Genomic DNA, 14,291 nt, shown 5'->3' with positions numbered 1-14,291 from the left:
CTCACCTGAGGGCTTTTTTTGCCGTCAGTCGCTTCACAAAATAGGTCGTGGTCACCCCGGCAAACGGGAGGTCTGGCAGCGTGCCGTAAATCTGGTACCCACATTTTTCGTAAAAGCCGACCGCCTGATAGCTCCGAGTCGACAGCGTGATATTGATAATGTTCCGGTCACGTGCCACCTGCTCAGCAGCTTGAATCAGCCGCGTCCCCAATCGCCGGCCCCGGTAGTCCCGAGCGACCGCCAGCTTGGCAATGTCTAAATGGTCGTAACGCCGGCGCATCAAGATTCCGCCGACCAAGTCCTCGCCGGCGTAAGCCCCAACGGCGAGGACCTCCCCCACCTTGCCTTCATAATCAAAGTGATTCTCGGCAAACTGCTGGGTAAAGATGCCTTTGAGAAAGAGGTCTAATTCCAGTGAATCGATGCGTTTGAGTGTGGCCATGATAGTTCCTCCTTAATGACTGATAGTGCCCTTATTTTAGCGGATTAGTCTTACCATTGCGATTATGGCTATTCGGGTCAGCAGACCGAGTTGTCGACCAATTGATGGATAAAACGATTCTTTCCCACTGAGCCGTCATTCGTGCTACACTCACAGCAAGTGAACTAATCCAACAAGTTATCCCTAGCTGCTTGAAAGGAGTCCATTCCCATGCTGATTAAACTTATCACCTCTTTTGCCGCTTTATTTATCACTGTTACCCTTGTAACGCTGGGGAGCTGTGACCCATCGCTGACCCCTAAGCAATCAAAATCAGACTAGCCATCCACACAATCAAAAAGCCTCACCACGACTTGTCATTGCCGGGGTGAGGCTTTTGTGTCTCTATTGCTTTAGCCAATCAATAATTAACGTTTCATACGTTTGAATCAGCTGTTCCTGTTCCACAAATTTGCCCAACAGGTTAATCGAATTCATTTCCTTTTGGAAAACGGGATTCTGAACCGTGAGTTGCCGCGTCCGCTGGGTATCCGTTTTTCCCGCTAGCATCAGCCACCGAACCACATTGGCTGGTGACTGCAAGGCGGTAAAGGTGTCAATCGACGTGGCGGTCAGCAGCTCAAACAGATGATCCGCCATTTGAATGCCGCGGCTATCCAGGTCGCCGAGGTAGGTGAACCGAACGGACCGGCTTTCTAAGGACTGCATCAACGCCACGTAGGCCGCGTTGAAATCATTGCCCGACTGATTGATCAGTGGCCAGTCCGGATGAAGCTGCAGCAGCCAAGCGAACACCCCGTTGTTTTCAACAATGACGGCCCGGTCAGTTGCGAGTGGAAAGCGCGTCATCGCGGTAATCTGCCACGGGTTGAGCGTCATCGGTTGCGGGAGGTCTGTGGCAAAAATATTGGCGCAGGTAAAGGCCATCCCAATCAATTTTGCCGATACTTCCTTGATTTGCTCGGGAGCAAAATAATTGGCCAATATCCAGTGATAGTAGTCATACACCGCCGGATTTTCCTGAGGGTCATTTAGGCTATGGGCCGTCAGTCCTAGGTCAACGGCCTGCTGGCCCCGTGGCGGTAACACGTCCCCGTTGGCGATTCGGTCAAAGAGGCCGTCCAGTACATCGGCCTCCACCGGCACCCGTTTACCCGTTGCCAGAGTATAGCGTTGCTGATAATCACGCATGGACATCCCCCCAAGTCAGCGCTTCTCGGACCACGTTCACGTGGAACCGACCATCGTTTTGGTTGACGGGGGCAATCACATCATACGCCACGTTATCGACCCGGTCCGCCAAGATTTTATTCTGTGCGCCACTTGGCATCGTCGCGATAAAGTTAAAGCCAAAGCGCGCGATGGTCTTCGCGAATGACTTGGCCGTTTCCGGGTCAAGCTTATCGGCAAATTCATCAAACATGACCAGGTACGGGGCGTCGGTGAGGGTCGCCCGCTGCAAGACCATCTTGGGTACCAACAGCAGGGGCAAAACCATGGCCTGCGCCTTTTCCGCGCCTGAACCCCCAGACTGAACGAACTTATCGTCGACCTCTTCATAGTGATTCTCGTCACTCTGCCGCCGCTTGATTAGGACCTTGAACGTGGACCATTGCCGCGTATCCAGTAACCGTTGGGCCGCTGCCTCGAAGAGATCATCGTCATCCGCCACGGTCAGGTCATTGGCCAGCTTCTCTAAGCGATTCTGAACTTCAGCTAATAATGCCGGTCGCTCCTGTAGCTGCGGGTCACAGGCCTCCGCAATAATCTGGGGATCCACGTCGGCTGGAATCAGCTCAATCTTGAGCTTAATACTCTGTTCCCGACTGACCCCCTCCGTCAACATCTGGTTATAGGCATCAATCAACCGGTACTGCGCCGTAATTCGTTGCACAGCGGCGGCCAAGTAGGTTTCCTGGGCGACGTTATTGCCTGTCGTCAGTTCCGCCAAGGATTTTTTCACGTGGCTTTCATCCGTGGTCATCAGCAGTAGGGCCCGGTTAATATCAAACGCCACCACAATCAGACCATTTTGACTGATGGAACGCTGCTGGCGCATGGCACTGGCAAAGTCGCTGTAGCCCCGCTCCTCAAAAATGGTATCGAGGGCACTGCGGTCAATGCCGTCGCTGTTGTTCCGGTGGATAGCCCGGCCAACGCGATCGCTCACGTCGGCATAACTACTATTGCGGACCTCACTGGTATGTTGCTGAACAAAGGCCAGCGCCTCTAGAATCGTGGTCAGCTGGGTTTCCGCTGGCATATAGGGCGCCAGTGTCTGGAGCATTAACTTACCGTCTTCACGCAATTTTGTAAGGCGTTGTTCCAGGCCGGTCATGTCCTCCTGGGCAGAACTGATCCGCCCCTCGGCATTCGCGCGTTTAGTCGTCAAAACCGTTTGTTCTTGTCTGAACTTTTCCTGATTCTGCTCCGCCTGAACAATCTTTTGATCCAGCTGCGTATCAATCACCAGGGCATCTCGCTTGTCCTGCGCAGTCTGCCGGTCCGCTTCTGCTTGTGCCTCATCAAAGTCCGCATCCATGGTCCCAACCACCTGGGCAATTTGCTGATCGATCAGCTGTTGATTCCCGGTTAGCGTTGCCAACTGCCGGTCATTTTCTGTCAGCTCTTGGACCATCCCCGCCAAGGATTTTTGCTGTTGACCGAGTTGCTTCAAGAAATCATCCTGCGCCAGAATGGCTTTTAAATCAGGATGGGCCGCCAATGCTGCCTGTTGCTTAGCCAAAATTTGTTGGAACTGCGCGTTCATTTTCGCGGCCCCGGATTCATGGACCTCTGCGTTATCTTGGTGCAACTCTTTCCGTGCCCGTCCCTGTAAAGGCCCCGCCACGCGCTTGTCGATGCGGGTATCCAGCTCGCCGCGCATCTCACTAACGATTTGTACGTCCTGGCTAACCCGTTCCTTGGCCTGCTCATCGTCCAAGTAGCGGGTCAGCAATTTCTTCATCTGCCGAATGTACTGGGCTAACCGGTCACTCACGGTGGCTGGTTCCACCTCGGTGACCACGTCCATCAGTTCTGCTAAATCGGTGGCGTGCGTTGCCAGCTGCGTCAGCAATGGCCGTAGATTCTGTTCTTTGATGGCCTGTTGCCGGTCCGTCAGGGTTTGTTGCTGCTGAACCAGGTCCGCCAGCTGGGTCCGTAATGCGGCCAGTTGCTTGGCCTGGGCCCGGTAAGTGGCTAATTGCTGATTCAGATTCTTGATTTGTTCCTGGTACTGGTCCCGTAACACCATGATGCTCTGTTGCTCAGCCTTCTGCTGACGTAACTGACGCAACTGCTCCGTCCCCTGGGTCAGACTCGCTGCCACCAATTTCAATTGTTCCGCTACCGACACCATGGTCTGACGAGCTTGGTCGATGACCTCTTGTTTTTGCTCATAGTCGTGTTTGAACTGACTGTACGGCGCCAAGGTGGTCTCCCGGATATGATTCAGGTTGCCCCAGAAGATATCTTTCTTCATCTTCTGCAGCCGTTGTTGGGCCCGTTTCAACCGGTCCAACACCCCCTTGGTCTGGTTCACGTCACGCTGACTATCGGCGACCTGTTGCATGATTTGGGGGTCAATGCCTTCCTGAGCGTTTTTCAAGGCCTCCCGAATCGGGGTAAACCGGGCATTCCCGGCCGTTAAAATGGGTGACGCCAGTAACCGGTACACGGCGGCTAATTTTCCCAAGGCCGCGCCACCCGTGAACCCGTACACTTGAGTGGCCACGTACTCCCGATAATTCGTGGCTTGATTAAAGAGTCGTAACTGTTTACCCAGGGCCGCATTAGCTGCCTGGAAATCTGCCTCATCCAGGCTCTTTCCCGCCTCATCGGTCGTCACCAAGTCTAAGTCCGCGTGGGGACTATCGCTGATCACCACGAACCACCAAGTTGGCTTCCGCGTTTCGCCCACTGCTCGATGCGCGCCCAGGCCTAAGATCACCTGGCGCTTCGTGGACTGCAGGTAAATGTAACTATAGCCGGTTCGGACCTGCATGGCACCGCTTCCCCAGCCGAGGAGCATACTCTCAAAGTTCCGGGTCTCCCGCGCGCTATTCCGTGGGTTCCCAGTTTGATCTAATTTATCCGTGCCCTTCGCCGAATTAAATGAGGGCGTCGCGATGGACCCGTCAATCAGCATGGGAAAGAAGCAGTTTGCCAGCGTCGTCTTCCCGGCAGCATTTTCCCCAATCAGGGTCAGATTGCCGTTCTCAGCGGCCTGCATATCCAATTTCACATACTTATTGAAGTTGCGGAGGTGGTAGCTCACTGGTGTCAATTGCTCATGTGTTTTCGTCAAATTAATTCTCCCCTTCAGGTGACTGTCCGCCTGCATCCTGTTCTAACATCGTCTTCATCGCAAAGCGGCTGGCAATCGGCGTGGGACTGACGTAACTATTTTCCGCGATGACCAAGCCGAAATCCGTTAGTGCCTGCTTGACCAGTGTGACCGTCACGGACTCATCTGGAAAAATTTGTCGAATCATCGAACGGATCCGGATTCCCAGTTGATCCACCGGTAGACCCACCCCCAACGACCCCGCCACGGCAATCGCCACCACAAATGGTTTGGCCCGACTCGGTTGGCGGGTCTTGTCCAGGAGGAGCGCATAGTCATCCCCACACTCCAACTCAAAGCGGTCGAGTTGTGCCCACTGTGCCGCGATTTCTTCCTTGTGCAGCAACAAGTCTGGCCAGAGCTTGGAGGACCGACTCAGGTAACGGTGATTCAGCAGCGCGCGGTTGACCCGCTGCGTCGCCGTTGCCGGTTGGGCGCTTTCACCAGCTTGCAAATGGTTGACCAGACACTGCGCGACGTAGTTGAAGTCCGGACTGATATCCCAGTAGTCCTCGACCTCTTCCGTCTGCTCACTCGGTCCCAACTCCGGCATATCCGGCGTGAACAACGCAAAGCGGTCCACAAAGAGTGCCGTGATGCGCCGCCGAATTTCCTTTTCATCGAGCGAAACGACCTCACTGCGCACCTGACTAATCACGGTCTGCGTCGGTACCACCCGGTCACTCTGGGTGTTCTGGAGTTCCGGTAAATTAATGACAGCTTTAATCGTCGCCAACAGGACGTGAACCGATTCGGCATCCAAGCGCTTATCGCTAAACAGGAAGAGTAAATTTTCCTGATAATTATCGGGCACGACACCCAATAACGTTTTAAAATAACTGTTCAGTCGCTGTTGGGTGACCGGTCGTTTCAGTGCGTTGATGGCATCCGCCGTGGTTCCGGCAGTCTGCGGTGTAATCGTGCTGGTAAAGATTCCGTGATCAATTAACTGATTAATGATTAAGCGTTCCGTCGCCCGTAACTCACTCATTCTTCGCTTCCTCCTCCGCAAACGTTAGGGTAAAGGCATCCGGCAAGGTCACCGTATAGGTCTCCCCAACACAGTGAATGTGAATCGGCCCGGTCTCTAATGCCGTGACCTCGCCAATCGCACGACCAAACGGGGCAAAGCTATCGTAGTGATCGTACCCGGTGGCGCTGTACAACCGAATCACCTCGTCACGCGCATGCCGCGAGTGGAAGGTCAGGTCGTGGTCGACCACCCCGTGCGTGGCATCACGCATCACTAATTTCTGAAATTCTGCTAGGCCTTCCTGAGCAGTTGGCACTTCCGGATCATCCGTTGCCAGCTGAGGATTGTCGGCCGCTGTCGCCACTTTCTTCGTCCGGATTGCCGCCGCATAGACGACGGGGCCCATGGTGGTGGCGTTCAGCAGGTCGGCCGTGTCATCCAGGTCCTCCCGATCATTGGGGAGGTACCGGGGAATCGGCTGGCGCACAATAATTGAGGAATAGTGTTTCAGGAGCCGATCCACCTGTTTGGTCAGGGCCTTCACATCCACCGTTTGGCTCTGAATGTGATCATACTCCTGACTCAACAAGCGAATCGCACTTAAAATCGTTTGGAACAATAAATAAACCGTGTCGAGACTATTGTCGATAGCGGTCGCACTCGGGTCGAAACTAGCCGCTAGCCGTAATAGTTGCCGCTGCGCATAGTCCTGGACCCGTTGAAACCGCAAGAGCATCTTCGCCTGGTCGCCAGCCGCATGGGCAGCATCCAAATCGTCGCTCCCCTGTTGACTACGGGCGACCCGCTGACTGAAATTGGTCGAATCTGCCAACGCTTGAATCCGCGGGCCCTGATTCAACAGCTGCTTGAACGCCGGAATCGCCTTGTCCTGCAACATCTGTTGCAACTGACTGGCCGCGGTCCCGCCATGATTGAATGCCAAGTCGTTGGCCAGTTCACTCAGGTCTTCATCCAGCTTGTGCATCCCCTTCATGACATCCGCATACGCGGACAACATGTTTTGGAAGTCGTTGTACAGTTGGGTGTTGGCAGCCGAAAGCGTGGGGTCCGCTAGCTTGGCTACCAGTTCACAGTACTCCCGAATCCGGGTAATGTTGGCCGTAACCGTATTGTCCGCGTCAATCACCTTTTGCATCATGGTGATATATTCAATGCCACTACTGGTAATCTTGTAAACGTATGACTGATGGATGTGGTAGCCCCCATTCACCATCCGACTACGCACCTTGCGCGGGGACACTTCAACCAGACTCGCTTGGTTGCCCAAGATATCCAGAATACGCTTCAACACGTCTTCCGTGAGCGGTCTTTCCTCAGCGTCTAAATACGAATTGTTATATTTCTGGACCAGGTAATTCAGGTTCGTCACCGCACCACTGGCCGCCCCATCATGATAGAGAATCGTCAAGACGTACCATCCCGCTAAGCGGTGGTCGCGACTCAGGCCCAGGTTGCTGGCCTGCAATAGCTTCTTTAATTTTGGATCCAACGTTACCGCGATATGGGTAACCCCCTTAATTTTAGGTGTTTCATTCCAGTATATGAGACGCCACGCCGCACGTCTAGCAAAGTTCAGCTCTGGGACACACTATTTTTGAAAAATGCCTGCAGGCCATTTTTCCGTTGGTGATTACCCTCATTTGCTTGTCGGGCTCGCCAACGTCTTAACTATAACAGGAGCCCCTTTTGACCACCACGTGCAGCTACCAGTTAGTGGCTATATCATTGACGTGACGCGGATAGTAACGTGATACGTTACCACAATTTGGCAACAATGCTACAGCCTATCCGTGATAACTGACTAAGGCGGTTGTTCGGCTTAACTATTACCTTGTAAATGGGCTTCAGATACCCCCCATTGCCCGTTACATCTAAATTTCCAGAGAAGATAAGCCAATATTGACCGTCACAATCAGTTTTCACCAGACACCCTCGCCCTCGGCACCCCCATTTCGTGGTATACTCACTGCCAAAGAAGGCCTGCTCCCATGAAACGAATCCTTAAGATTATTCTCGCTATTTTGATTCTGGGCGCTACGGCCAGTGTGGTCCTGACCCACCGAACGACCACGACCACGGTTAGTCCCAACAACTTGAGCCAAAACGAAAAGGTCGTCTGAAAAAATTCAGACGACCTTTTGTTTCACGTGAAACAGTTTAATTGATTTGACCTCGGCGCCGCATGCTCCAAACATTTGGTAAAATAACCGCGCCGATGATGACCAATACCCCCACGATTTGCGGCCAATCGACCGTCTCACCCAACAGGATGAAGGCCACCGTGATGGATGATGGCAATTCTAGTGATGACAGGATTGGGCCGATACCCAGTTCCAAGTACGGCATGAAGATGGAGTAGGCCACCAGTGGAAAGACCATCGAGAATAGGGCAATCAACACACCCCAGAAGATGGTATTGCCGGTCACCTTGGCCGTCACAATCTGCGGTCCCCAGACGATGGAGATCAGAATGAACGCCCCGATACAGAGCAACCAAGTCTTGCTCAAGGCATCCAGGTTATTGCCTAGGCTTGCCGTGAACTGCATGGTGCAGGCGTACGCGCACGCCGCTAGGAAACTGAAGAACAGCCCCAGTGGGGACAGTGCCTGCGTAATCGGGAAAAGTCCCGCCGCCAAGACCGTCCCTATCAGAACCAGGACAATGCTCAGCACCTGGACCCGTGACGGCCATTGCCGGTGGATCACCGCGCCCAGTAGCACGGACAACCAGACCGCCTGCATCAACATGACGGCCGCGGCCGCCACCGGAATCAATTTTAACGACTGAATATAAAACGTATTGGTGAACCCGGAAGCTGTACCGGCCGCAATTACCAGCCCAATCTGTTTCCAATTGGTGTGCTGATACCGCAGCCATTGCCGCCGCGCGAAGTGAATCACGCCTAAAATAATGACGGCACTTAGAAACGACCAGAACAGGAGTGGTCCGTTGACCACGCCTTCACGAGCCGCAATTTTAAATAATGATGCTGGAATCCCAAAACTCACCGCGCCTAACCCCACGAACAAGGGTGCTAATTTCTTCAAAAACTCACCTCATCTAAAAAATCTCACCTATCTATTATACATCACCGGCGCCATGCTATAATGGTGGCATATAAGTAAAGAGGCGAGCACGATGGGTAAGGCAAAAACAAGTTTGATTATCTGGTTCACGGCCATTGCCGGAATCTGCGGGCTACTGACCGCCCAGGCGGCGCCGGTTGTGCGGGACCAGGCCAACCTGTTGTCTCCTCAGCAGAAAGCCGAGATTAAACGGATCAACCATCAGTGGGCGCAGACCCGCCATCAGCCGCAACTTTGGGTCTATACCTACAGCCACCTCAGCACGCCCCTCGCTGGATTCAACTACCAGGACCCCTTTAACACCGCGGGCAACGAGCTGGGCGACCGCGTTTTACACCGCTTAGCCCAGCAACAGTTAGCTGGCAAAACGACTGATGGTGACCATCAGATTGCCGTCATCCAACGGCAACAACGGTTACAACAACGCATTTCATTTATCTTGGTCTACCCGAACAACGGCTGGCATACGATCATCTATCCCTCGGAGGACCTCTATCACAGTGTTTCCGACCTCAACAAGACCTTTCTGACCTGGCATCTACCGAACAAGGTCGGCACCGCGGCCTCGACCATGGCCGTCTTCAACCGCTACCAGCCCTTCATCAGTAAGCACATCGCCAAGGTCAAAACGGTTAAAACCGGGCCAACCTGGGATCGGGTCACGTTCATCTTGTTCCTCCCGTTTCTCATGTGGGGCTTGATTAAACTCTTCCGGCAGCCCATCTACTTGGAAACCTCGCCGTACGATTGGTTTGGCGAAGATGCCGTTTGGCGTGCATCTGATCCGACCTATCCGCGTTGGTGGTATTAAGGACAAAAGACGGTTAGCTGTTTTAAGCGGAACTAGTTGCCTTTTGTCGTACGTTTCGGTCATATAAATAAGAACATCAAAAATGAGTCTGGAATTTTCTCCAGGCTCATTTAATTATTAATAATAAAATATTAGTTATTAATTTTTAAATTGGCATATCGTTTGGCCAGTCGTTTGCTCTGAAAGGCGACCCCATCCGTCCTCAACTGCGACCCACTCTGTATCTCGAGGAGGGGCAGCCACTTCCCGCCAATGCGCTGCTGGATTTGACGGAAATACCCGCCATGACCGTCCCAGGTATTCCAGCCGGTCACTCGCGTCCAGCGTCCGTGCTGGTAGCGCACCGGATAGGCAATGAGCCAGGTTGGATGGGCCCGGCGTTGTGCGGCGGAAATCTTCAGCGGCAACTTCTTTGCGTGAATCCCGGCCTTAAAGCCGTCATCATTGAGACTGTGCGCGGATATCTGAATCCGCCGGTACCGGTGATACTCGTACCGGTACCAGGTTCCGCGTAACGCTCGTGGAAACGTCCGCAGCGTCTGTTGCGGCTTGGCTGCGCGGGCGTGTTCCCTTGATGTGACAACCCCTAGTCCGACCACCATGGAACAGATAATTGCTAAGATGACTAACCACTTTGCCTTCATTTTCACTCGACCTCCCCGAATGCCTGTTGGAGCTTCTAGCAAATCTATTACAGCATAGTGCCAACGAAAATAACAATGATATGGCTTACAAATTTCCTTATACTTGCACTTATAAATTCGCTATATATTAGATTATAGCTCAGCTTATTTCTAGTGCAAACTACCCTTGAAACGCCTCCTCACACTCGTATACTGGAGACACATGAAAGGGGATTCATTATGAAAAAGATTGTTTATTCAACGCTAGCTATCAGTGCCGTTCTCACGGGATTAGTGGCGCTGACGCCTAGCACCACCGCTAGCGCCAAGACGAAGCTCTACACCAATAGTAAGACCCTCCGGAATCATAAGTATTGGTATTCTTATCAAAATGCCTATACCGGCAAATGGGGCTATGAACGTCTGCACTTTACCAAGCATACCGTTCATTTTGCCACAAAAACCAAACGTAACGGCAAATGGAAACATGGTAAAATTGCTGCAAAGTATTACTACGTTCGCCATCATAATGGTTGGTACGAATTTGGCGCCCGTGAAAGTGATGATGTTACCTACATCAAGCCTAGTTGGCGCTACCTCAACGGCCATAAGCACTGGACCCTCGGAGAGTTTGACCCGTCCAACGATCATGGTGGCTACGGTCAAGCACCTTACAACGTTTGGACCTACACGACCTATATGAATAATAAAGGCTGGCACTACACCATTGATCATCATCCTAATTTTTAAGGAGCCTTTTAAAAATGAAACTAACCCATCTAGCAGTCACCGGTCTTGCACTCATCACCCTCGCTCCGCTTGGTATCCCCACGACGGCCAACGCGAAAAGTACAACGCTGCCTCGGTCCATCCGCAGCCATACCTGGTATCGCCTAACCGACGGCAGCCAAGGCGGCTTCCACGACAAAACGACGTTCAAGGGGAATCACTTCACCATCAAGGTCAAGGGGACTAACCTACGCTACCACTGGCGCTTCAGTGGGTTAAAGAAGCGCAGCGCCACCACTTACTACGGTCGCCTACATTATGCCAAGAAGCATTCTGCACGCGTCAAAATCAAGATTTTTAGCAAGTCACATTTCGATATCGTTCAAAAACATACGCCTAACCTCGCCGGTAATTACACGGGCAATGAAACCTATGGCGCCACGATTTTCAAACGTTAATCTGTAAAATTAAGCGCTCCACAAAAATGGGTCACAACCCGCAATCCAAGTTGTGACCCATTTTACTATCCAATTAATTTCTACAGTGTCAGCAAGGACTTCGCCACCGCCTGATCCACGATCAACACGTTGGCGTGACCCCCGACCAGTGCGGCGTGAATCGACTGCAGTTTGGCCTGACCGCCCGCGATTAAAATGGCATAGCGTTTCTTGGCCAACTGATCCAGCGAGATGGCAACCGTCCGAGCATCCAGGTCCGGCGCCGCCAACGCCCCGTCGGCCGTGATGTAGTGGGAGAGCACGTCTCCCACGGAATCGGTGCGCAACTGGGCAATCTGGTCCGCAGCGAGGTAGCCCGACTGAAACAGCATCGCGGTTGGCCGCGTCGTGCCAACCGTATACAGCGCAATGTCCGCGGCGTTTCCCTTGGCGACGACCTGACTGATAAATTGATCCTGCATCGCCAGCTGCTTGACCTGTGCATCGCCAAAGATAATGGGTAGCGGCAGGAGGCTCGCCTGCGTGTGAAAGGCCTGGTTAAATTTCTGCGTAATGTCCGCGGAATAGTTGGTTTCGCTGGAGTTGGTCACGCTCCCCTTGAGCTGCACCAGCTGCACGTCGCGGTTGTGGCTCGGGTGTAGGTGATTGGCCACGGCCTCCATGGTCCGCCCCCAGTTAATGCCGATGGTGACGCCGTCCGTCACGATGCGGTCCAAATAATCCGCCGTCACGGCACCGAGTTGTTCCAAGATGCCCTGTTCATCGTAGTTGGCCTGCTCGGCAATCACCACATCCTTCAGGTGATACTTTTCCTGAAGCTGCTCGCGGATAACCGCGGTATTTTCAAACGGGTCCTGAATCTTAATGGTGACAATCTGATTCTCGCGGGCTAGCTGAAGCGACTTGGACACCGTTGGCCGCGACAGGTTCATCTTCTGGGCAATCTCCTGTTGACTGAGATCATCCTGATAGTAGTACCGGCTGATTGCGATGAGCCGTTCGATTTGTTTCTTAGACAATGCCATGTGGGTGCCTCCTGATAGTTGTTTTGACCGGACTAAATGCTTGTCTTCATTTTACCACACTTTACATTTGTTAAAAATAGTATTTTACATTTGTAAGAAAACGTGTTAGATTAAGACTGTCAATTAGACAAACACGAAAAGAGGACATTCACATGGAAAATTTAAATCGCACTATCGACCACACCTTACTGGCACCCGAAGCCACCCAAACCGACATTGACCGCATCGTTCGCGAGGCCAAGGAAAACAACTTCCGCTCCGTCATGATCAATCCCTACTGGGTCGCTTACGCCCACAAGCAATTGGCCGACACCGACGTCAATACGGACACGGTGATTGGGTTCCCTCTGGGCGCGAACACCACGGCCATCAAGGTCGCCGAAGTCTTACAGGCCGTTCAAGATGGCGTCGACGAAATTGACGTGGTCATGAACATTGGTGAATTCAAGAGTGGCCATTTGGATGCCGTCACCGCGGACCTCAAGGCCGTCATCGACGCCGCTCACTCCCACCACAAGCTGGCCAAAGTGATCATCGAAACGGCCCTGCTGAGCGACGAAGAGATTATGCAGGCGTCCGAACTGGTTGCCAACGCCGGGGCCGAATTTGTGAAGACCTCAACCGGCTTCTCGACCCGTGGCGCCAGCGTTAAGGACGTTGTCTTAATGAAGAAGGCCGTGGGCGACCGCATCAAGGTCAAGGCCTCCGGTGGTGTGCACTCTAAGGAAGAAGCCGAAGCCATGATTGACGCCGGCGCTTCTCGTCTGGGGACTAGCTCTGGCTTAAAGGTTATCGGTAAGGCTTAAGCTGGCAAATGTTCCACGTGAAACAGCGATAAATTTTCGCTTGACTCACCCGCAACCACGTGCGATACTACTCGTGGTGCCAAACCACGGTGGGGGTACGCGATCGGTGCGCAAGCATTCCGAAGGTCGCCGCACCTCACCACAAGCAGTCTCGAGTAGAACGCGAGACTGTTTTTTTGTGCGACAAATTATTCAGAGATTGCTAACCGTAAATTGGTTGATTTTGCAACTAATCCACCCATTTTATCGTCATTCAGTCAACAAAACTAGTTTCTCCGGTATTATTCATGTAACAGCTTAGGTATTGGATGTTTCTTGAGCTACTGACAATCCCGTGTTTAATAACCAATGAGACAATTTAATTGTGCTGTACGATCAGGCGGTCACTTTGTGGATATTGAATTTTCAACAAAATTCCACGTTCGCCTTTGTGAATGCAAAGGCACTGACCCACAACAACAGCAGAACAGCAGACCTGCGTCAACAGTCTCGAATAGTCTGGGGACGGCTTGGAATAAGCAGTAACGTAACAATCATCAAACGTTTTTAATGAAACAATCATAATAAATTTCAATTAAAACGAAATCAAGCTGAGCAAGTGAGCTAGTGCAAATATATCATGGCCAATTGACAACACAGTAAACTTGAATGTCGATACCTGAGCTTTTCCCGTTCGATTAATATCAATGTTGGTGACGAGAATAAAATCGTTTAAGAAAACTGATTATGTGCATAGAAAGTTAACCTTGGGTGTGTATTCCTATGCACCTTTTTGGGGAGATTTTGCTAAACTGCGTAATGTTCCAAAAACTCCAATTCCTAAGATTAACCAATTTGAAATAGTTGATTGTATGGCTTCACCTTTAAATACAGGCCAAATTATTAATATAACTAAAGGTTGAAAGTACTCAAATAGGCTTCAGCCCTTGGGATACTTGAACTGGAGCAACTTAAATTAGATTTTATGC

Annotated in this window: 13 protein-coding genes; 5 read left to right on the top strand and 8 right to left on the bottom strand. The window is 52.0% G+C overall.

Annotated elements, in window-relative coordinates; genetic code table 11:
- Position 1 precedes the first annotated feature (1 nt).
- From EKM84_RS03955 to EKM84_RS14550, 5 genes are all read right to left on the bottom strand, one after another.
- Positions 2–442 (bottom strand): GNAT family N-acetyltransferase, encoded by a 441-nt coding sequence (locus tag EKM84_RS03955; RefSeq protein ID WP_125763907.1) that lies wholly within the window; start codon positions 440–442, stop codon positions 2–4.
- Positions 443–826: 384 nt separating this feature from the next.
- Positions 827–1,633 (bottom strand): DUF2399 domain-containing protein, encoded by an 807-nt coding sequence (locus tag EKM84_RS03950; protein WP_125763905.1) that lies wholly within the window; start codon positions 1,631–1,633, stop codon positions 827–829.
- Positions 1,626–4,751 (bottom strand): SbcC/MukB-like Walker B domain-containing protein, encoded by a 3,126-nt coding sequence (locus EKM84_RS03945; protein ID WP_225418133.1) that lies wholly within the window; start codon positions 4,749–4,751, stop codon positions 1,626–1,628. Before EKM84_RS03945 ends, EKM84_RS03950 begins: the two co-directional genes overlap by 8 nt.
- A gap of 1 nt (position 4,752) precedes the next feature.
- Positions 4,753–5,781 (bottom strand): hypothetical protein, encoded by a 1,029-nt coding sequence (locus EKM84_RS03940; RefSeq protein WP_125763903.1) that lies wholly within the window; start codon positions 5,779–5,781, stop codon positions 4,753–4,755.
- A complete protein-coding gene (locus tag EKM84_RS14550; protein ID WP_125763901.1) occupies positions 5,774–7,285 on the bottom strand; it encodes a hypothetical protein in 1,512 nt (503 codons plus the stop codon). Before EKM84_RS14550 ends, EKM84_RS03940 begins: the two co-directional genes overlap by 8 nt.
- A 487-nt stretch (positions 7,286–7,772) precedes the next feature.
- Between EKM84_RS14550 and EKM84_RS14405 the strand changes: the two genes are divergently transcribed.
- The gene (locus EKM84_RS14405) at positions 7,773–7,904 is read left to right on the top strand and encodes a hypothetical protein (protein ID WP_263853622.1); all 132 of its coding nucleotides are present in this window, start codon (positions 7,773–7,775) and stop codon (positions 7,902–7,904) included.
- A gap of 37 nt (positions 7,905–7,941) precedes the next feature.
- Here the strand turns inward: EKM84_RS14405 and EKM84_RS03930 are convergent, their stop codons facing one another.
- Positions 7,942–8,832, bottom strand: a complete 891-nt coding sequence (locus tag EKM84_RS03930; RefSeq protein ID WP_125763899.1) for an EamA family transporter — start codon at positions 8,830–8,832, stop codon at positions 7,942–7,944.
- Positions 8,833–8,923: 91 nt separating this feature from the next.
- Here EKM84_RS03930 and EKM84_RS03925 point away from each other — a divergent pair, with 91 nt between their 5' ends.
- Positions 8,924–9,682: a hypothetical protein gene (locus EKM84_RS03925; RefSeq protein WP_125763897.1), complete on the top strand. Its 759-nt coding sequence runs from the start codon at positions 8,924–8,926 to the stop codon at positions 9,680–9,682.
- Between the two features lie 131 nt (positions 9,683–9,813).
- Here EKM84_RS03925 and EKM84_RS03920 read toward each other — a convergent pair whose 3' ends face one another.
- A complete protein-coding gene (locus EKM84_RS03920; protein ID WP_125763895.1) occupies positions 9,814–10,326 on the bottom strand; it encodes a hypothetical protein in 513 nt (170 codons plus the stop codon).
- A 219-nt stretch (positions 10,327–10,545) separates the two neighbouring features.
- Here EKM84_RS03920 and EKM84_RS03915 point away from each other — a divergent pair, with 219 nt between their 5' ends.
- Both EKM84_RS03915 and EKM84_RS03910 read left to right on the top strand, forming a co-directional pair.
- Positions 10,546–11,055 (top strand): hypothetical protein, encoded by a 510-nt coding sequence (locus tag EKM84_RS03915; protein WP_125763893.1) that lies wholly within the window; start codon positions 10,546–10,548, stop codon positions 11,053–11,055.
- A gap of 14 nt (positions 11,056–11,069) precedes the next feature.
- A complete protein-coding gene (locus tag EKM84_RS03910; protein ID WP_125763891.1) occupies positions 11,070–11,492 on the top strand; it encodes a hypothetical protein in 423 nt (140 codons plus the stop codon).
- A gap of 80 nt (positions 11,493–11,572) precedes the next feature.
- Here the strand turns inward: EKM84_RS03910 and EKM84_RS03905 are convergent, their stop codons facing one another.
- Positions 11,573–12,517: a sugar-binding transcriptional regulator gene (locus EKM84_RS03905; protein ID WP_125763889.1), complete on the bottom strand. Its 945-nt coding sequence runs from the start codon at positions 12,515–12,517 to the stop codon at positions 11,573–11,575.
- Between the two features lie 152 nt (positions 12,518–12,669).
- Here EKM84_RS03905 and deoC point away from each other — a divergent pair, with 152 nt between their 5' ends.
- On the top strand, positions 12,670–13,323 hold the full coding sequence (gene deoC, locus EKM84_RS03900) for a deoxyribose-phosphate aldolase (RefSeq protein WP_125763887.1): 654 nt from the start codon (positions 12,670–12,672) through the stop codon (positions 13,321–13,323).
- Positions 13,324–14,291: the final 968 nt, after the last annotated feature.

The organism is Levilactobacillus mulengensis (assembly GCF_003946045.1).
Lineage (GTDB): Bacteria > Bacillota > Bacilli > Lactobacillales > Lactobacillaceae > Levilactobacillus > Levilactobacillus mulengensis.
The sequence above is the reverse complement of the archived record's forward strand: the minus strand, read 5'-3'. Positions and strand labels throughout refer to the sequence as shown.